Origin of the sequence: Microvirga mediterraneensis (assembly GCF_013520865.1) — a bacterium.
In the GTDB taxonomy this organism is placed as follows: domain Bacteria; phylum Pseudomonadota; class Alphaproteobacteria; order Rhizobiales; family Beijerinckiaceae; genus Microvirga; species Microvirga mediterraneensis.
On sequence record NZ_JACDXJ010000001.1, the window covers coordinates 870,658 to 889,146 of the forward strand.

Below are 18,489 nucleotides of genomic sequence, written 5' to 3' on the forward strand. Positions count from 1 at the left end.
GCCAACACTCTCTGGCCCCGGCATGCTCCCTTCACCACTCAGGAAGGAGCCTGCCATGACAACCTATGCCATCGGCCATCTGCACGACGTGAATGTCGGTCCCGATATCGTCGAATATCTGCGCCGCATCGACGAGACCCTCGCGCCGTTCGAGGGACGCTTCATCATTCACGGCGGACCCGCCACGGTGGTGGAGGGATCCTGGTCGGGGGACCTGATCGTGATCGCGTTCCCGGACGGGGACAGCGCCCGCGCCTGGTACGATTCCCCCGCCTACCGGCGGATCTTGCCGCTGCGGACCGGGAATTCGCGCGGCGACGTCTTCTTCATCGACGGCGTTTCCGCCGACCATCGGGCCGCCGACGTGATCGCGAAGCTCCCTCTGTCGGATCAGCCCTTGGGCTGATCGCCCCGGGCGCGTCCCGACGCCAGGAACAGGGCGAGCGCCAGCACGCCCGTCGTGGCGATGGTGGCGGGCAGGGGGATCGCCGAGGCGTCGAGGTTGCGTCCCAGCAGGATGCCCACGATGGCCGCGAAGGTCATCTGGCAGATGCCGAGCAGGGACGAGGCCGCGCCGGCGCGGTCCGGAAAGGGCATCAGTGCCGAGGCCATGGATTGCGGCATGGTGAGGCCGACGCCCACGCCGTAGAGCGCCATGGGGGCGCTGATGCTCAAGGACGACGGAACGCCCGCGAGCACCAGGGCCAGCATGATGACGCCGCCGAGCGCGAGGCATGTCACGCCGATCCGGATCGTGCCGTCGAGCCCGAAGCGGCCCACGAGGCGCTGCGCCAGCATGGTGCCGGTCATGAAGCCCGCCACCACGAAGGTGAAGGAGAAGGCGAAGGACAGCTCGTCCAGGCGATAGATCTTCTGCAGCACGAAGGACGAGCCGGAAATGAAGGCGAAGAGCCCGCCATAGGTGAGCATGGACAGGCCCACATAGGTCCGGTAGCCGGCATGGCCGAGCAGAAGCCGGAAGCCGCGCAGGATCGCCGGGAACGAGATCGGCACGTCCGATTTCTTGCGGATGCTCTCCGGCATGCGCCACAGGATGGTCGCGGCGAGCGCGATGCCGAACAGGATCATGACCCCGAAGGTCACGCGCCAACCGGTGAGGCGCTCGATCACGCCGCCGAGAATGGGCGCCGCCGCCGGCACCACGCCCATGATCGTGCCCATGCGCGACAGCTCGCGGCCTGCGCGCGGCCCCTCGTAGAAATCGCGCACGATGGCGCGTCCGAGCACGATGGGGCCGGAGGCGCCGAGCGCCTGCAGGAAGCGGGCGCCGATCAGCGTCTCGATATTGGGCGAGAGCGCGCAGATCAGGCTGGCCATCGTGAAGAGCCCGAGCCCGAAGAGCAGCACGGGCTTGCGCCCGATGCGGTCGGAAATCGGCCCGTAGAAGAACTGCCCGGCCGCAAAGCCGAGCAGGAAGGCCGACAGGGTCAGCTGCGTCTGTCCCGTACTGGCCTTGAGCCCTGCCGCGATCGCCGGGAGCGAAGGCAGGTACATATCCGTCGAAAGAGGCCCAAGCGCGGTGAGAAGCGCCAGAACGACGGTAAGAGCCAGCGTATCGGGTTTGAGCATGATATCGGGGCAGCCATAATGGGGAGGATCGACCTAACCCGGAACGAAGCCGCTGTCACGAAGTCATGCGAAGGGAAAGGATCCGTCGATCAGCCTGTCCGAGCGCATCCAGAGGTAGAGATCCGGATTGGACGAGGCGCAGCCGGGGATCGGGGCAAAACCTCCGAATCCCTTGTTATGACATGGCTTTTTCAAACATTGCCTTTTTGCAAGTGGACTTTGCGAAAAAGTAAAAAGCAATACTATATTGATTCATAAGAGATATTTCGTAATAAACGCAGAGATTGCACCATGCCGTTACCGAACCTGTTCGTTCGGATAGAACCTGCATCGCAACCGTTCACATATGATCCATCGAGAAAAAATTAACCGACAAGTCTTTTGAACAGGGGACTTCCGATGGATAAAATTGCTGATGATCTTATTGTTATCCAGACGGGAGATGTCTTGTCGGACATCACTCGGCCGCTTGAAGCCGACGAAGAGCCCGCGACGGAGAAGGTGACGACTTTCGGACTGGCCGCCGCCGGAAATCCGAGCGTCATCACCGGCGATGCCGGCAACAACGATCTCGGCAGCCATAGCACCACCACTGCGACGACGATTTATGGCGATCTCGGATATGACACGCTGCGAGGCGGCACCGGCAACGACAAGCTCTATGGCGGCGAGGATGACGATCTTCTGATCGGATGGCGCGGCAACGATATCCTGGACGGCGGCGACGGCTACAACGACACCGTTTCCTATGAGACGGAAACGGGTGGCGCGGGCATCGTGATCAATCTCACGACCGACATCTGGACCTATAATGGCCAGACCTATGCGTCCATGACGGGCAAGGACAGCTGGGGAGGGATCGACACCTACGCGAACATCGAGTCGTTCGTCGGCTCCCAGGGCAACGACATCATCAATGCGTCCGATACGCTGGACCAGTTCGTGCTCAACGGCGGCGCAGGGAACGATACCCTGATGGGCGCCGGAAGCAATGAATGGGACAAGGATTACCTCATCGGCGGCGCCGGCGACGACCTTTTGATCGGCGGCATCGCGTATTTCCAGGGCAACGCCGCCGTCCGGGTCGATCTCGCGACGGGCATCGCCACCGGGCAAGGGACCGATACGCTCCAATCCATCACCCATGTCATCGGCAGCAACAGCGGCGACGTTCTCAGGGCCGGCAATGAGGCGGCGACGCTGGACGGCGCCGCAGGCAACGACACGCTGTACGGCAGCGCCGGCAACGATGAGCTGTATGTGGGATCGGGCGTCGACGTGATCTACGGGTCGGCGGGAAGCGATCTCATTTATGCCAACGGGGCGACGACCCTGCGCTACGACCAGATCGTCCTGCTCAATGCCCAGGGGAAGAACATCGCCGGAGCCATCTCGGCAGACCTGGCTCAAGGATACGTTTCCAAATACGACAACGTCCCGAACTCGAGCTTCCCGAAATACGGAGAGGACCGTATTTATTCGTCGGCGGCCGATCTCGTCGGAACTCAGTACAGCGACACCGTCAGGGGCAACGCCCTGAACAATCACCTGTTTGGCCTTGGCGGAAACGACAGCATCAGCGGCTTCGACGGCAACGATATGCTCACGGGCGATTCCGGCAGCGACACGCTCGTCGGCGGCACCGGCGACGACACCCTGGACGGCGGCATCAACAACGATCTTCTCAAGGGCGAGGACGGTCACGATCATCTTCTCGCCGGCAGCGGGAGGGACACGTTGGACGGTGGGAACGGCAACGACACGCTGGATGGCGGCGTCGGTGCCGACAGCATGGTGGGCGGTGCAGGCAACGATGTCTATTATGTGGACAATCTCAGGGATTCCGTCACGGAGCTGGCCAATGGCGGCACCGATACCGTCTACATCTCGGTCAGCGGCTTCGATCATCTCAAGCTCGCCAATATCGAGAACGTGATCCTCGTCGGCGAAGGCAGCATCGATTACAGCAACCGCGCTCCGACCATTCTCGGCGCATCGGGCCCGACCAGGGTGACCGTGGCCGATACGGGAATCGTCAATCCCTTCGCGGGCCTCACGATCGACGACAATGGGTCCTGGGTCACCGTCACGGTGAAGATGAACCAGCTTCCCGGATACGCCCTCGGCACCTTCGGCAATCTGGGGACCGGCGTCTACGACCGGCTTTCCGGCACGTACACGGTGAGCGGCGACATCGCGACCGTGCAGGCTTCTCTACGGGGTCTGCAATTCAGCCCGAACGCTTCGCCCAACGCCACGTCAGCCGGCGCAGCCGGATCGATGACAAGCGATTCCTTCACGATCAGCGTGGTGGACGATCGCGGCATCGCCTCCGTGCCGAACAGCAATATCTCGGTTGATGTGGTGGCGCAGAACCGGGCGCCGATTCTAATCGCGCCGACGGCGGCCTATACGATGTCGGACACCGATAACGTGAACCTGGTGACGCCGTTCGCGAACATCGAGCTTATCGACCCGAATTTGAGCGACGTCGTTACGGCGAGGATCGCCTTGGACTCTCCCGCCAAGGGCGCCTTGATCTCCACTGGCGGAACATACGATGCCGCGACCGGCATCTACACCGTCACTGGATGGGCAGGCGATGTCCGGGCGACCTTACGGGCATTGAAATTCAACCCGACGGACCGGACCGCCGACGGCATCGAGACCACGCAGTTCACGATTACCGTCACCGATGCAGCGGGCGCGTCGAGTGGGCCGATCAGCACCATCAAAGTGAACTCCGTCCACGGCACGGCTCCTGCCAATTCGGCCCCTGTCGTCTCTGGATCGGATACGCTCTCGTATGGCGTCTCCGGTCCCATCGCGGCCTTCACCAAGCTGACGATCTCCGACAGCAGCCCGACCGTCACCGCGACGGTGGCCATGAATGACCGGAACTACGGAACGTTCGTGAATCTCGGCACCGGCGCCTACGATGCGGTGGCCGGGACATACACGGTCAGCGGCACTGCCGCTCAGGTTCAGGCGGCGATCCGGGCTTTGAAGTTCGACGCCCTGAAGACCGCAACGGTGAAGTTCACCATCACGGTGACGGACGGCTCCCTCACCACGACGAACACGAACTTCACCCTCAATCCGACGATGCCGAACCAAGCGCCGACCATTCAGGCGCAGCCCACGACGGTGAGGATCGCGGACAACGAGGAGGACGACCTCGCGACCCCCTTTGCCGGCGTGGTTCTCGACGATCCGGAAGCGACCGCGAACAACTCGTATGTCCAGCTGAGAGTCTATCTCGATGATCCGTCCAAGGGCGTTTTCGTCCCCGGCAAGGGCGGCACCATCATGTCCAACACCGATCCGGTGAACGGTTACTATTACTATACCATCTCGGGAAAGGTGCAGGATGTCCAAGCGGCCTTAAGGGCGCTGGAATACAATCCGAGAACGCGCCAGGGTGCGGAGAACGGCAGCGTCGAGGTCAGCACCTTCACCATCAAGCTCTACGATGCATCCCTTCTCACGGCCACGAACACCAATGTTCGCGTCGAGTCGGTCCACGGCGCGCTCCCGAATGCGGCGCCGATCATCGAAGGCGCTGAAGCCCCTGTGGCCGTGACCATTGCGGATACGGACATCGCGTCTCCCTTCGCAAACGTGACGATCACGGACGACAGCGCGACAGTGACGGTGACCATCACGATGGACACCGCGTCCAAGGGCGAGTTCACCAATTGGGTCATCGGAACCTATAACCGGATTGCGGGCACCTATACGGTCAGCGGCACGATCGCTGAGGTCCAGGCCGCCATTCAGGCGCTCCAGTTCAATCCGGCCGATCGCCCGGACGCGCAGGTCGGGTCTGTCGAGACGACGAACTTCACGATCTCCGTCTGGGACGGAGCCTATGCCACGACGAACGCCAACGTTTCGGTGAGCGCAACGGCGACGAACCGCGCTCCCACCCTGGAGGCGCCGGTTCATGTCGCGACCATCGCCGACGACGAGGAAACCAATCTTGCTGCGCCGTTCTCGGGCGTAACGATCGGGGACACGAACGCGAACGATATCGTCACGGTGACGATCACACTGGACAGTGCCGACAAGGGTGTTCTGGTTCCGGTCAATGGCGGTGTCTACGACGAGGTGACCGGAATCTTCACGATCACCGGTTCGGTGGCGGACGTTCAGGCGGCCGTGCACGCCCTGCTTTACAATCCGGCCCTTCGCTCCGGCGCAGAGAACGGCAGCGTCGAGACCTCGCACTTCACCATCGTGGTGACGGATGCGGGGGGGCTCTCGACCGCTCCGAGCACCACTATCAGTGTCGACTCGGTTCATCGCGAAATCCAGCAAAACCAAGCGCCGGTCATCGGCGGCGTCGATACTCCCGTGGCAGTGACGATCGCCGATACGGACCTCGCGTCGCCCTTCGGCAACGTGACGATCACGGACGACGGCGCGTGGGTGACGGTTACCGTCTCCATGGATCTTGCCTCCAAGGGCGAGTTCACCAATTGGGTCATCGGCAGCTACGACCGGAACGCCGGCACCTATACGGTCAGCGGAACGGCCGCTGAAGTGCAGGCTGCCATCCAAGCGCTCAAGTTCAATCCGGCCGATCGCATCGCGCCCGTCGGTTCAGCGCAGACGACGAACTTCACGATCTCCATCGTCGATGATCAAGAGACAGCCGGTCAGCCGGTCAGCAACATCTCCGTCACGTCTCTTGCCGGGAACATTGCGCCGGCCGCGCCCCTGTTGACGGGCGGGTCGATCAGCGACATGGCGATTGCCGGCAGTCAGGTCGGCACTCTTTCGGCCGCTGATCCGAACGGCGATGCCATCACCTACATCTTCAGCCAGGCCCTGGACGGCTCCAATGGCCTGATCAGTGCGGATGGCCGGTTCGAAATCGTCAACAACCTGGTCGTCGTTCGCGATCCCAAGCTCATCCAGGTCTCGCAGAACACCACCTTCACATACAGCGTGATCGCCGAAGACGGGCATGGCGGCCAGGCCTCCGGCACCATTTCCATCGCAGTAGCCGACATCAACAAGGCTCCGACGGACCCCCAGCTCTCCAAGACTATCGTTCAGGAGAATGTCGCCGAAGGGTATGTCATCGGCTTGGTCTCGGCCACCGACCCGAATGGGACGACGCTGACCTACACCCTGCTGAATGATGCGGGCGGCAGCGTCGAGCTCGTGGGCGATCAGCTGCGGGTCAAGGATGCGACAAAGATCGACTTCGAGCAGAACTCCCAGTTCGCGATCACGATCGCCGTGAGCGACGGATTGGAGACCGTGAACAAGACTTTCACCATCACTGTCGAGGACCAGCGGCGAGAGGATGTGGTCGGCAACGGCGGGGATAACGTGATCCGCGGCGGCGCCGGAAACGACACCCTCAGCGGTGCCGGTGGAAACGACACGCTGCACGGCGGCGAAGGGCGCGATCTGCTCACGGGCGGCACAGGAGCGGACACCTTCGTCTTCGACACGGCCGTGATGAAGACGGCGGCCGATTCGATCCTGGACTTCAGCCTCGCGGATGGAGACCGCATCTGTCTATCGCAGAAGATCTTCAACAGCGTTGGGCTCGGCCAGCTCACCGCCAACGCCTTCGCGCTCGGGACCGAAGCCCGCGATCAGGACGATCGGATCATCTACGACCAGACGACCGGGCGTCTCTTCTATGACGTGGACGGCACTGGAAGCGCGTCGAAAGACATCAAGCCGATCCTGTTCGCCATCATCAACGAGAACGGCGTGAAACCGGCTTTGACGCACGCGAGCTTCTACATCATCTGACGTGGGATGGACCGGCAAGAATTGGGCGGCTCTTCCTTGAAGAGCCGCCCTTCGCGTTCACGGCCGACGTCGTTGCCTTGAGAGGATTCGTCGCTCGTGCAGGCCTTCGGCCGGCATGAGCGACAGGTCTCAAGCCGCGCGCACGGTCGCCAGGAAGTTGTTGACCTGGTTGCGCAGGTGCTCGGCCTGGTTCACGAGAGCCGACGACGATGTCAGTACCTGATGGGCCGCCACTTCCGTCTCCTCGGCCACTTCGGCCACCTTGTTGATGTTGGCGGTCACTTCCCCCGTGCCGGCCGATGCCTGGTTCACCGAGGAGACGATCTCCTGCGTGGCCGCCCCCTGCTGGTCCACCGCCATGGCGATGCTGCTCGATACGTCGCTCATGGCCTGGATGCGCTGGGTGATGCCGTTGATCGCCTCCACGGCCTGGGACGTCGAGGCCTGGATCGCGGCGATCTGGCTCGAGATGTCGGCGGTGGCCCTGGAGGTCTGGTCGGCGGGCGACTTCCCCTCGGTGGCGACCACGGCGAAGCCCCGTCCCGCCTCGCCGGCGCGGGCCGCCTCGATGGTGGCGTTCAGCGCCAGCAGGTTGGTCTGGCCGGCAATGGCCGAGATCATGTCGATCACCGCCCCGACCCGGTCGGCGGCGGCGCTCAGCTGCGAGACGATCTCGGTCGTCAGGGTCGCGGCCTGCACGGCTTCGCGGGACATGACGGCGGATTGCTCGACCTGACGGCTGATCTCGCTTACGGAGGCGCCGAGCTCTTCCGTGGCGCTCGACATGGCCAGCACGTTGGCCGAGGTCTGCTCGGCCGCCGCCGCGACGGCGGTGGACCGCGAGGAGGTCGCCTGAGCGGAACTCGTCAGCTGCTCGGCCGTCGCCTGCATGCGACCGGCGGCTGTCGAGACGGACAGGATGATCTCGCCGATGGCGCCGTCGAAGGTCTCTGCCAGCTCGACCATCATCCGCTTGCGCTCGACTTCGGAGGCCTCGTGGGCCTGAACCGCCTCGAGTTCGAGGGCCTTGTTCCGGACCATACGGTCCTTGAAGACCTGCACGGCCTCGATCATCTGGCCGATGTCGCGGCTGCGGTTGCCGGAGGGGAGCGCGACCGCGAGATCGTCATTCGCCAGACGCCGCATGACCGAAGTCAGGTTGCGCAGGGGCGATACGATGCTGAACCGCGTCATCAGGAGGCTGATCAGAAGCCCGAAGAGGATGCCGATGGCGGCCACGCCGATCTGGAGCCTGATGGCCGCGTTCGCCCCTTCCTCGGAAGCCGAGCGCATCGCGGCGAGCTTCTTGGCCGTATAAGCGCTGTAGGCCTTCACATTGTCGGTCACATTACGCTGTGCGGCCAAACCCTTTTCGACCTCGGCATTCATGAGGGCCCGATCGCTCCCCTTGTCGGAGGCCGCCACCTTGATCATGGAGCGGATGACGTCGAAATAGGCGTCCAGGGCCACGCGCATCTGGTCGAGCAGGGCCTTCTCCTGCGCGTCTGCGACCCCTTCGAGGATCCTGAGCCGCTCGAGCATCTCTTTCGTGCGGCGGTCGGCCTCCTGGCTGAAATCGGACGCCTTGTTCGGCTGCTGCGCGACCTGGTAGGTCATCCGGCTGATGGCGATGATGTCGACCCGCAGGTCCATCGCCTCGCGCGCGGCCTCCTCGCGCAGGCCGACGATCGCCATCGCGTCCCTGAGCTTGGACGTCTCGCGCCAGCCCACCACGGCGATCACGGCCGCGACGAGGCCCATGAGAGAAACGACCGCAATCACCTTCTGCGGAATCGAGAAATTCTTGAGTGCCATTGAAAACCTGCCCCTGCAGACCTGCCTTGGCGTCCGGCTCTGAAATGGCCGGATCGGCGAGTGTCAGGTCTATTGCCCTAACGTAAAATCTGCGGGGCGCCGGTTAAAAAACCGATAAATTGTCCAATGAAAACAAGGTAATTGGAGGTGATGGAACCCGTCCGCTAGCAACGCCCCTCACCCGATCCGGTGCAAGGCGCTGCCGTAGGTCTTGAGCCAGGCTTCCGCCTCGTCGGTGCGCGGGCAGAGCTGGTAGGTGAGCTTCCAGAACCGGTTGGAATGGTTCAGTTCGCGCAGGTGGGCCACCTCGTGGGCGGCGAGGTAATCGAGCACGAAGGGCGGCGCCATGATCAGGCGCCAGGAGAAGTTCAGGGCACCGTTGGCCGAGCAGGAACCCCAGCGGCTCTTGGTGTCGCGCACGGTGATGCGCTTGGCCGGCTGCCCGAGCTGGGCCGTATGCTTCTTGACCGCGATGGCGAAATCCTTCCGGGCCTCGGCCTCGAGGAAGTCCCGCACCCGCCGGGCCACATGGGACGCCTCGCCGGACACGGCGATGATCGGCTCGCCCGCGCCGCCCCTGGTGGCCTGGGTCACGCCCCGGATCGATGACCAATGGACGATCCGGTGCGGCACGCCGCGAAAGGGCACGAGGGCGCCCGGCTCGAAGAGCACCCGCTCCGGCACCTTGGCGAGACGGGTGGCGATCCACTGGCTGTGGCTGTCGGCGAATTTCTGGGCAAGGCCCACATCGGTGCGCTCGGGGATGCTGAGCACGACCTCGCCGGTCGCGTTGGAGACGCGCAGCGTGATTCGCTTGGCCGTGGGACGGCGTTTGAGGGCCACCTTGAAGGTTTGGCCCTCATGGAAAACTTTGAGGTGAGGCGGGTCCGCAGGAACGCGGCGAAACAGGGCGGATTTCATGTCCGCAATCTGCCCCGACAGGTCGATTCTGTCAGCGCAGCCGTTTGCCGCTCCTAAGAACGCATCAAGAACAGAATCAGGCCCTTGACGAGGCTTTCCGGGCTGGTTCTCGGCTGTGATTCTCAATGAATTCAACGATTCGAGGAGCGATCTGAGCCCTGAAACGAGAACCGTTGAAGACGCCATAGTGACCGACCCCGGCCTGCAGATGATACAGTTTCTTGTCGGAGGAGAGGTTGGGGGTCAAGTCCAGGGCGGCCAGGGTCTGGCCCACGCCCGAGATGTCGTCCCGCTCGCCCTCGACCGCCATGATGGCGCAGCGCCGGATGGCCATGAGATCCACCGGCTCGTCCCGGTGCATCATCTCGCCTTTCGGCAGCTCGTGATTGACGAACACCGTCTCGATCGTCTGCAGGTAGAATTCCGCGGTCAGGTCCATGACGGCGAGGTACTCGTCATAGAACTCCCGGTGCTTCTCGGCCGAATCACCGTCGCCGTCCACGAGATGGTTGAACATCTCGTAATGGGCGGTCAGGTGCCGGTCGATGTTCATGGCCATGAAGCCGGAGAGCTGCTGGAAGCCCGGATAGACATCGCGCCAGAAACCCGGATGGGACGGCGGCACCTTGGTGATGCAGTGCTGCCGGAACCACTCGATGCCGCGCTCCTCCGCCAGCCGGTTGACGGCGGTGGGCGAACGGCGGGTGTCGATGGGACCGCCCATCAGGATCATGGAACGCGGGACGGCCGGGTCGTTCTCGGCCTCGAGACGGGCGATGGCCGCGATCACGGGGACCGCCGGCTGGCATACGGCCATGACGCTGAGGTCCGGGCCGAAGGTCCGGAACATGTCCTTGAGGTAATCGATGTAATCGTCGAGATCGAAGGCGCCTTCCGCCAGGGGCACCATGCGGGCATCGATCCAGTCGGTGATCATCACCTGATGGGTCGGCAGGAAGGTCTCCACCGTGCCGCGCAGCAGCGTGGCGTAGTGGCCCGACATGGGGGCGACGATCAGGAGCTTCGGCTGCTCCTTGGCGCCGGCATGGTCGCGCTCGAAGGAGATGACGCGGCAGAAGGGACGATCCCAGACGATGCGCTCGGTGACTGCCACCTCCTCGTTGCCGATCACGGTGGTCGGCAGGTTGAAGGCGGGCTTGCCGTAGCGCCGCGTGGTGCGCTCGAACAATTCGCAGGCCGCCGAGACGGTCCGGCCATAGGGCGTGTTGGTCAAGGGGTTGTCGGGATTGTCGAAAAAATGCTTCGTGAAATCGGACGCGGCACGAGCGGGACTCAAAAGCCAATGCGCCGTATCGTACCAAACATAAGAAAAGTTCATCACTGTCCCCAAAAAAGGCCGGGCGCCTGATTCTCGCATAATGCGGTAGGCTTTATCCTCAACCGTAATTTTAAGATTAAAGTTCCTTCAGATTATTGCAACAGACTATCTGTTCCACAGCGAAAACGAGCTACATACTTTGGTTCCAGGGAAGAGCCTAAGCACATTGTAGGAAAATAGGCCGGAACCGTGTGCTTGGCGAACACAATCACGGCCCTATTCTGTCCGGTGATGTCCAAGATCGACCAGAAAAGCCTGACTCACCATGCCCGGCACCTGCGCCTCGACACGCTCGTCCGCCTGCGCTGGCTCGCCATCGCCGGTCAGGCGGCGGCGGTCGCGGGGGTCCGATTCGGCCTGGGCTTCTCTCTTCCCTTCGCCCTCTGCTTCCTGGTCATCGGTGCCTCGGTCTGGGTCAATCTGCTCCTGCGCATTCAATATCCGGCAAGCCACCGGCTCAGCGACAACATCGCTACGGCGCTCCTCGCCTTCGACATCCTGCAGCTGACGGGACTTCTTTATCTGACGGGCGGTCTGGAGAACCCGTTCGCCATGCTGTTCCTGGCGCCCGTGCTGATCTCGGCCACGGCTCTGACCCCGGAACGGACCCTGGGGCTCGGCCTGCTCGCCATAGGCTGCGCGACGCTCCTGGTGCTCACCCATCGGCCCCTGCCGTGGTTTCCCGGGCAGGACCTCAGCCTTCCCTTCCTCTACGTGACCGGGATCTGGGCGGCGATCGCGCTCGGCACGGCCTTTACGGGCATTTATGCCTGGCGGGTCGCCGAGGAGGCGCGGCAGCTCGCCCAGGCGCTGGCGGCCACCGAGCTGGTGCTCGCCCGTGAGCAGCATCTCTCCCAGCTCGACGGCCTGGCTGCGGCCGCGGCCCATGAGCTCGGCACGCCCCTCGCCACCATCGCCCTGGTGACGAAGGAGCTGAGCCATTCCATGCCCAAGGATGGCCCCGAGGGGGAGGATTTGAAGCTCCTGCAGGAGCAGGTGGAACGCTGCCGCACCATCCTGACCAAGCTCACCTCCATGGGCCAGGAGGAGGAAGCCGAGTTCCTGGAGACCATCTCCCTCAGCCATCTGGTGGAGGAGATCGTCGAGCCGCAGCGCGCCGTGGGCTTCGACGTCAAGGTCGAGGCGCGGGGCGAGGGACCGGAGCCCATGGGGCGGCGCAACCCGGGCGTCGTCTATGGCCTGTCGAACATCCTCGACAACGCCACGGACTTCGCCGAGAGCCGTGTGACCATCGCGGCCTGCTGGTCTCCTCACGAGGTTTTCATCGAGATCAGGGATGACGGCCCCGGTTACGCGCCCGATATTCTGCTCAGGGTGGGCGAGCCCTATGTGACCACCCGCAGCGCCGCAGAGCGGACGGAGGACAGCGAGGAGGGCGGAGGCCTGGGTTTGGGATTGTTCATCGCCAAGACCCTGATCGAGCGGTCGGGCGCAGAACTGACTCTGACGAATGCCGCGCCGCCGGGCTCCGGGGCCATCGCACGGATCGTTTGGCCCCGTCATGCGTTTGAACGAGGTGCGGCAATTTCGCCGCAGGGAGACGCGCCGCCGTCTCTCAAAGGTTAGGGGAAGAATTCCCATATGAGAGAGGAGCCGGAAAGGCTCGCTCATGAAGGGATTTCATCCTCAGATGCAAGGAGAATTTCTGATGGCCGATGCGCCTGCCGCGTTCGAAGATCGCGCCGACAAGAGTCTCTTGATCGTCGACGACGACCGGCCGTTCTCGACCCGTCTCGCCCGCGCCATGGAGGGCCGCGGCTATCAGGTTCGCGTGGCCGAGAGCGTGACCGACGGCCTGGCCGCCATCGAGACCGAACCGCCGGCCTTCGCGGTGATCGACATGCGCCTCGGCGACGGCAACGGGCTCGATGTGATCGAGCGCCTGAAGAGCCGTCGCCCCGATGCCCGCGGGGTCATCCTCACCGGGTACGGCAACATCGCCACTGCGGTGACGGCGGTGAAGATGGGAGCCTTCGATTACTTGGCGAAGCCCGCCGATGCGGACGAGATCCATGCCGCCCTCATGGCCCAACCCGGCGAGCGCGCCCTGCCGCCGGAGAACCCCATGTCGGCCGACCGGGTGCGCTGGGAGCACATCCAGCGCGTCTACGAACTCTGCGGCCGCAACGTCTCGGAAACGGCCCGGCGCCTCAACATGCACCGCCGAACCCTCCAGCGGATCCTCGCCAAGCGCGCCCCGCGCTGATGCTCACTGCCTTGAAGGCCAGGGCGGAGAAGCTGCGGTCCGCAGGTTCGTCCCCGTGATCGTTCCGGTCCGTTTCTGCATCCGGAGCAGGGCAAGCCCGAACAGCGGCAGCAGGATATCCGTGTAGAAGATCACGCCGGCATTGCCGGGCGCGAAGTTGTGCGCCGCGATCATCTGCTGCACGTGACCGGCCGCGGCTCCCCAAAGGAAGCAGGCCGGGCCAATGAGGGCGGCGAGGCGCATCCCGTGACCGCCTTTGAACGCCATGAATCCCACTGCGGAGAACCCGAGGCTGGCGAAGCCGACTTCCTTCTGGAACGGGCTGGTCTGCCACCCGATGAACGCGGCAGCCATCTCGGAGAAGAAGACGTGCATGACGAAGTTATAGAAGAAGCTCACTCCGAGCGAAAAGAACAGGAACCACGACAGCAGGGCCTCGACGATCGTCCCGCGATCCCAGGGACGCGGGCGCCGCAGCAGGGCGATGAGCGATGCCATGAGCCCGACGACGAAGAGCGTCAGCGTGAAATTGCTGAGCAGAAACCTGATCGCCTGTTCCATGATCGTCCCGCAATCCCCGCCGCCTGCGCGTGAAGCGGATTATGGCCGAGCATGATCCGGCGTAAATCCCCGATTGTCATTGCGGGGCCGCAATGACCGCATCGCCGTCCTAAATCCTCAAAGCCGCCCGTCCGCGATCCGGTCCGGATCGGCCAGAGTATGCAGCAGGGAAGCGGCCGAATGGGCAAACCGCAGGGTCACGGCCTTGCGGCGCGCCCCGGCCAGCGGATGATGCGCCGCCTCGCGCATGATGGCCGCACCGAAGCTGTCGGCGACGATCAGGCCGCGATCTTCGGGCAGGATGTCGAAAGGGAGCGTCTCCGGCACGGCGAAATAGAACCGGTCGCAGAAATCCTCGTAATCCGGCCATTTCCGGTCGGCCCGGAAATCCGCCACGCTCGACTTGATCTCGATGATCGTCAGCGCGCCGTCGGGTGCGAGCGCGATGAGATCCGCGCGCCTGCCGTTGGCAAGCGTGAATTCCGGCAAGGTCACATGGCCGAGCTGCGAGAACAGGCGGCGCACGCCGCGCTGAATGCCGGCGGCGACGGACGACTGACGGCCGTCGACGGGCAGGACGATGGGGCGGGACAGAATGGCAGGCGAATCGGACATGGCGCCTAAGGTACGCTCTCGCCGGCAGGCCGCAACGGCTCCATTGTCGCGCTTGCGGCGCGCCTTAATGCAGCATCAGATGGTGCGGCGACAGGTTCTCCAGCATGTCGCGCAGATCGTCCATATGCGGGTTGATCGACAGGGCGATCTGGAAGGCGGCGCGGGCCTCGTTGAGATGGCCGTTGCGCAGGCAGATATTGCCGAAGCCCGCGATGGCGCCGAAATGGCGTGGCTCCAGCTGCAGGGTCCGGGCGATGTCGAGCAGGCTGTCCGCGTCGCGCTTCTCGATGGAGGCCAGGGTCGCCCGCTTGTTCCAGGCTTCCGCCCATTCCGGATGCTTGCCGACCAGATGGTCGAGCAGGGGCCTTGCGGTCTTGAGCGAGCCCGAGCCGATGGCCTCCACGGCGGCCATCAGGGTCTCCTCGGCCAGGCGATCCTCGTGCGATCCCCACAGCGCCCAGATCTGGTCCTCGATGTCTTCGACCGGACGCGTGGGTTCGGGCAGGGCCAGCTCCTTGAAGAGCCCCGTGAGGCGGCGCGGCAGATCCGGGCTCGGTGTTCTGTTCGGAACATCGAGGACAGTTTGGAAGACCGAATCGAGCGGCAGAGGAGACGTCATGGAAAGCCTTACGATCCTCCTTGGAAGGCAGCAGAGCGGGATTCCAAGGGGGGTGACATAGCGTTGAAGCGCGGCGCGGCGAGAGGGCCGACCGGCAAAGTTTGAAGCGACTGGCCGACGTCGTCGCCTTCCGCCTGTCTCGTGGGATCACCGGCTTAAAGCCCGTGCTCTCGATGGCCTGAAACGCCGCGCTTTTCCGCATCGCGATGGCCGGCACAAGGCCGGCCACGACGCGGCGGGGATGTCGTCTTATGTGCCTGTTGCAAGCACAGTTCCGGAGCCCCTTCGTCGACCGCATCCGGCCACCATGTGCCGCAGCGCACTTTTTAACCGCCAGGCTCGTCCCATTCGCCGAAAAATGCTTTAGGTTCCACCTACGTTACGTGAAACCCGTTCGTTGGAGTCGTCCTTGGGAGTTGTCGTGGAGCGCGATCCGCTGCGCCTGGCGTGGAAAACATCTCCTTTTCGCCATCTCGTCGGATTTGGTCTTCTGGCCCTGGCCGGCCTTCTGATCCTCGTGGGATTCCACCTCGTGCACGACGTCGTCGACCGTGCGACCGGGGGAGCGGGCGGCTGGGACGCACCGGCATCCTTCCTGCGGATAGCCATCGCGCCGCCGGCCGGTCTCCGGCCCGATCCCATCGTCCTGTTCCCCGGCATCCTGCTGGGCCCCGAGGCCTTCGCGGTGGCCTCGATCGCCGGCATCCTGCTCGTTCCCCTTCTCCTCGGCCTCATCCTGGTCGGCTTCGAATGGCTGGTGGTCGGTATCGGCCTGAGGATGCTCATGAAAACCCAGTCGGCCGCCCTCGACGTGATTCTCAAGGTGCCGTCCGCTTCCCATGACGAGATCGCCATGGTGACTGCGCTGGCGGGCCGTGGACTGGCGCGGGAAAGCGGCGTCCTGGGCGCGAGCCTGCTCATGCCGGTGAAGCTGGGTGGCATGATCGGGCTTGCCTGCGCCTATGTGTTCGTCATGGACTGGCATTTGGGCGCCACCCTGGCGGTGGTCCTGGCATTGGGCGCCATCGCGAGCGCCCGCCGTTCCCTGCTGCGGTTCGATGCCACCGCCGCCCGGCACCGGGAGGGCGACGAGGCCGAGACCGTGTTCGAGGATCTGGAGCACCGCATCCCGGCGCTGCGCGCCCACGGCACGACCCCCTACGAGCGGAACCGGGTGCGCGAGGCGCTGGCGCTGAGCCATCGGCCGGTGATGCGGTGGGAATACCGCCTGGCGCTGGCCGAGGCGGCCTCCGCGGCCGTGCTCATGGTCGCCCCCCTGTCGATCCTGGCTCTCGGTGCGTGGTTCTCGCAGGAGCGCCCCATCACGGCCGGAACGGTGGCCGCCTGCGTCCTCGCGGCGGCGCTGGCCGCCTACGGGACGCGGGAGGTGGTCCAGTGGCACCGGCTCACCTTGCGGGCGCGGGCGCTGCTCATCGATCTCGGCAAGGGCCTGGGGCCGCTGAAGCTGCGCGCGGCCCTGAAGGGCAAGGCCGTCCTGCCCGACAGCGGCGCACTCGTGGCCAAAGGAGTCTCGGCCTACGATCCCGCCAGCGGCGCGCGGGTGACTTCGGTCAACCTGAACATCGCCTTCCCGTCCCACGTGGCCCTGGTCGGCGACGGGGATGCGGGGCCACGGCTGCTCGCGGCGCTCATGAGCGGCCAGATTCCGCCCTCCTTCGGCCATCTCACCTATGGCGGCGTCGAGCTCTCGGCCGCCGATCCGGTCGAACGCAGCCGGCGCATCGCCTTCACGGGCAACACGGTGCTGATCGAGGGCAGCTTGCGGGACAACCTGCTCTACGGCGCCTCGGGCCCGGAGAGCGAACTCAAGCACCGTCTCTCCGAAGCCATCGGGGTCGCGGGCCTCGACCGCCTGACTCATGCCCGCGGCCTGTCCGGAACCATCGATCCGGGACAGGAGCCGAAACTGGCCGCCGCCATCGTGGAAGCGCGCCGCGCCGTGCAGGCGGCGCTCGCCGCCGATGCGCTCGACCGCTTCGTCGATCCCTTCAGCGCCACGCGCTACAACCGCTATGCGACGATCGGCGAGAACCTGTTGTTCGGAAAGCCCATCGGCGATTCCTTCCAGGAGGACCGCCTGTCGAGCCACCCCTTCGTCCGGGCGATCCTGGAAGCCAACGAGCTGACCAAGCCGCTGGCCCGAATGGGGCTGTCGATCGCCACGAGCATGATCGAGATCTTCTCCGACATCCCGGACGGGTCGCCGCTCTTCGAGCGCTTCTCGTTCTTTTCGGCGGCGGATCGCCCTTATTTCCAGGACCTCGTCGACCGCAGGAACGAGCAGCGGCGCAGCGACCAGACCTCGCGGGACCGGGAGCGCCTGATCGGCCTTGCCCTGCGCTACAACGAGAGCCGGCATCGCTTGGGTCTGCTCGAATCCTCCATGGAAGAGCAGATTCTCGTCGCCCGGGCGGATTTCGCCCGGATGCTGCCGGTGAGCCTGAAATCCTCGATCGAGTTCTACGACGAGGAGCGCTTCTGTGCGGCGGCCAGCATCCAGGACAACCTGCTCTTCGGGCGCATCGCGGCCGATCAGGCCGGCGCCCTCGCGTCCGTGCAGGAGGTGACGCGCCGCGTGCTGACGCAGCGGGGCCTCGACGGCGAGGTCTCGCGCATCGGGCTCGACACGCCGGTGGATCCGCAGGGCGACGACCTCACCTTGAGCGAAGTGGCCGCCGTCGATCTGGTGCGGGGCCTCGTGCGCCGGCCGAGCATCCTGGTGGTGCAGCGCGCGCTCGACGGCCTGTCGGGTCCCGCCGCCGACCGGCTCGTCACCAACCTGCGCCGCGCCTTCGTCGGGCGCGGGCTCATCCTCGTCACCCCGTCGATCTCACCGTCGATGGATCAACCGCCCTTCGACGCGGTTATCCATTTCGAGCGGGGCGAGCCGGTGGTGGATCGCCGCACCAGGCCTCTCGAGGCGCTGAGTGCGTGATATATTTACCTTGACCTGCCGTCCCGCTCGGGGGCAGCTTGTCGATGTGCGCTAGCGCACATAAGCAG

At 64.5% G+C, this 18,489-nt stretch carries 12 protein-coding genes; 5 read left to right on the forward strand and 7 right to left on the reverse strand.

Annotated elements, in window-relative coordinates; all coding sequences use genetic code 11:
* The first annotated feature begins 55 nt into the window (after positions 1-55).
* The gene (locus H0S73_RS04155) at positions 56-406 is read left to right on the forward strand and encodes a DUF1330 domain-containing protein (protein WP_181050971.1); all 351 of its coding nucleotides are present in this window, start codon (positions 56-58) and stop codon (positions 404-406) included.
* Here the strand turns inward: H0S73_RS04155 and H0S73_RS04160 are convergent.
* On the reverse strand, positions 391-1,590 hold the full coding sequence (locus tag H0S73_RS04160; RefSeq protein WP_181050972.1) for a multidrug effflux MFS transporter: 1,200 nt from the start codon (positions 1,588-1,590) through the stop codon (positions 391-393). The two genes, H0S73_RS04155 and H0S73_RS04160, sit on opposite strands and share 16 nt — an antisense overlap.
* Positions 1,591-2,037: 447 nt before the next feature.
* Here H0S73_RS04160 and H0S73_RS04165 point away from each other — a divergent pair, with 447 nt between their 5' ends.
* On the forward strand, positions 2,038-7,368 hold the full coding sequence (locus tag H0S73_RS04165) for a calcium-binding protein (RefSeq protein ID WP_181050973.1): 5,331 nt from the start codon (positions 2,038-2,040) through the stop codon (positions 7,366-7,368).
* 129 nt (positions 7,369-7,497) lie between these two features.
* Here the strand turns inward: H0S73_RS04165 and H0S73_RS04170 are convergent, their stop codons facing one another.
* The 3 genes from H0S73_RS04170 to H0S73_RS04180 all read right to left on the reverse strand — a co-directional run bounded on the left by H0S73_RS04170 (position 7,498) and on the right by H0S73_RS04180 (position 11,443).
* Positions 7,498-9,183 (reverse strand): methyl-accepting chemotaxis protein, encoded by a 1,686-nt coding sequence (locus H0S73_RS04170; RefSeq protein WP_181050974.1) that lies wholly within the window; start codon positions 9,181-9,183, stop codon positions 7,498-7,500.
* A 177-nt stretch (positions 9,184-9,360) separates the two neighbouring features.
* Positions 9,361-10,104: a M48 family metallopeptidase gene (locus H0S73_RS04175; RefSeq protein WP_181050975.1), complete on the reverse strand. Its 744-nt coding sequence runs from the start codon at positions 10,102-10,104 to the stop codon at positions 9,361-9,363.
* Between the two features lie 76 nt (positions 10,105-10,180).
* Positions 10,181-11,443, reverse strand: coding sequence for a polyhydroxyalkanoate depolymerase (locus H0S73_RS04180; protein ID WP_181050976.1), 1,263 nt, complete (start codon positions 11,441-11,443; stop codon positions 10,181-10,183).
* A 231-nt stretch (positions 11,444-11,674) separates the two neighbouring features.
* Here H0S73_RS04180 and H0S73_RS04185 point away from each other — a divergent pair, with 231 nt between their 5' ends.
* Both H0S73_RS04185 and H0S73_RS04190 read left to right on the forward strand, forming a co-directional pair.
* The gene (locus tag H0S73_RS04185) at positions 11,675-13,030 is read left to right on the forward strand and encodes an ActS/PrrB/RegB family redox-sensitive histidine kinase (protein WP_181054234.1); all 1,356 of its coding nucleotides are present in this window, start codon (positions 11,675-11,677) and stop codon (positions 13,028-13,030) included.
* Positions 13,031-13,112: 82 nt separating this feature from the next.
* The gene (locus H0S73_RS04190) at positions 13,113-13,670 is read left to right on the forward strand and encodes an ActR/PrrA/RegA family redox response regulator transcription factor (protein ID WP_181050977.1); all 558 of its coding nucleotides are present in this window, start codon (positions 13,113-13,115) and stop codon (positions 13,668-13,670) included.
* A gap of 3 nt (positions 13,671-13,673) precedes the next feature.
* On the opposite strand, the gene H0S73_RS04195 is transcribed toward H0S73_RS04190, so the two are convergent.
* The 3 genes from H0S73_RS04195 to H0S73_RS04205 form a co-directional block, all read right to left on the reverse strand.
* The gene (locus H0S73_RS04195) at positions 13,674-14,231 is read right to left on the reverse strand and encodes a DUF6790 family protein (RefSeq protein WP_181050978.1); all 558 of its coding nucleotides are present in this window, start codon (positions 14,229-14,231) and stop codon (positions 13,674-13,676) included.
* 117 nt (positions 14,232-14,348) lie between these two features.
* Complete coding sequence (locus tag H0S73_RS04200; RefSeq protein WP_181050979.1) at positions 14,349-14,846, reverse strand: MmcB family DNA repair protein; 498 nt, start codon at positions 14,844-14,846, stop codon at positions 14,349-14,351.
* Between the two features lie 64 nt (positions 14,847-14,910).
* A complete protein-coding gene (locus tag H0S73_RS04205; RefSeq protein ID WP_181050980.1) occupies positions 14,911-15,465 on the reverse strand; it encodes a tetratricopeptide repeat protein in 555 nt (184 codons plus the stop codon).
* A 409-nt stretch (positions 15,466-15,874) separates the two neighbouring features.
* Between H0S73_RS04205 and H0S73_RS04210 the strand changes: the two genes are divergently transcribed.
* Positions 15,875-18,421 (forward strand): ABC transporter ATP-binding protein/permease, encoded by a 2,547-nt coding sequence (locus H0S73_RS04210; RefSeq protein WP_181050981.1) that lies wholly within the window; start codon positions 15,875-15,877, stop codon positions 18,419-18,421.
* The last annotated feature ends 68 nt before the right edge of the window (positions 18,422-18,489 follow it).

What these genes read in the sequence shown, in the direction of transcription:
- H0S73_RS04205 (WP_181050980.1), bottom strand. Translation starts at nt 15,465, where the DNA reads ATGACGTCTCCTCTGCCGCTCGATTCGGTCTTCCAAACTGTCCTCGAT.
- H0S73_RS04175 (WP_181050975.1), bottom strand. Translation starts at nt 10,104, where the DNA reads ATGAAATCCGCCCTGTTTCGCCGCGTTCCTGCGGACCCGCCTCACCTC.
- H0S73_RS04180 (WP_181050976.1), bottom strand. Translation starts at nt 11,443, where the DNA reads ATGAACTTTTCTTATGTTTGGTACGATACGGCGCATTGGCTTTTGAGT.
- H0S73_RS04200 (WP_181050979.1), bottom strand. Translation starts at nt 14,846, where the DNA reads ATGTCCGATTCGCCTGCCATTCTGTCCCGCCCCATCGTCCTGCCCGTC.
- H0S73_RS04195 (WP_181050978.1), bottom strand. Translation starts at nt 14,231, where the DNA reads ATGGAACAGGCGATCAGGTTTCTGCTCAGCAATTTCACGCTGACGCTC.
- H0S73_RS04170 (WP_181050974.1), bottom strand. Translation starts at nt 9,183, where the DNA reads ATGGCACTCAAGAATTTCTCGATTCCGCAGAAGGTGATTGCGGTCGTT.
- H0S73_RS04160 (WP_181050972.1), bottom strand. Translation starts at nt 1,590, where the DNA reads ATGCTCAAACCCGATACGCTGGCTCTTACCGTCGTTCTGGCGCTTCTC.
- H0S73_RS04155 (WP_181050971.1), top strand. Translation starts at nt 56, where the DNA reads ATGACAACCTATGCCATCGGCCATCTGCACGACGTGAATGTCGGTCCC.
- H0S73_RS04190 (WP_181050977.1), top strand. Translation starts at nt 13,113, where the DNA reads ATGGCCGATGCGCCTGCCGCGTTCGAAGATCGCGCCGACAAGAGTCTC.
- H0S73_RS04185 (WP_181054234.1), top strand. Translation starts at nt 11,675, where the DNA reads ATGTCCAAGATCGACCAGAAAAGCCTGACTCACCATGCCCGGCACCTG.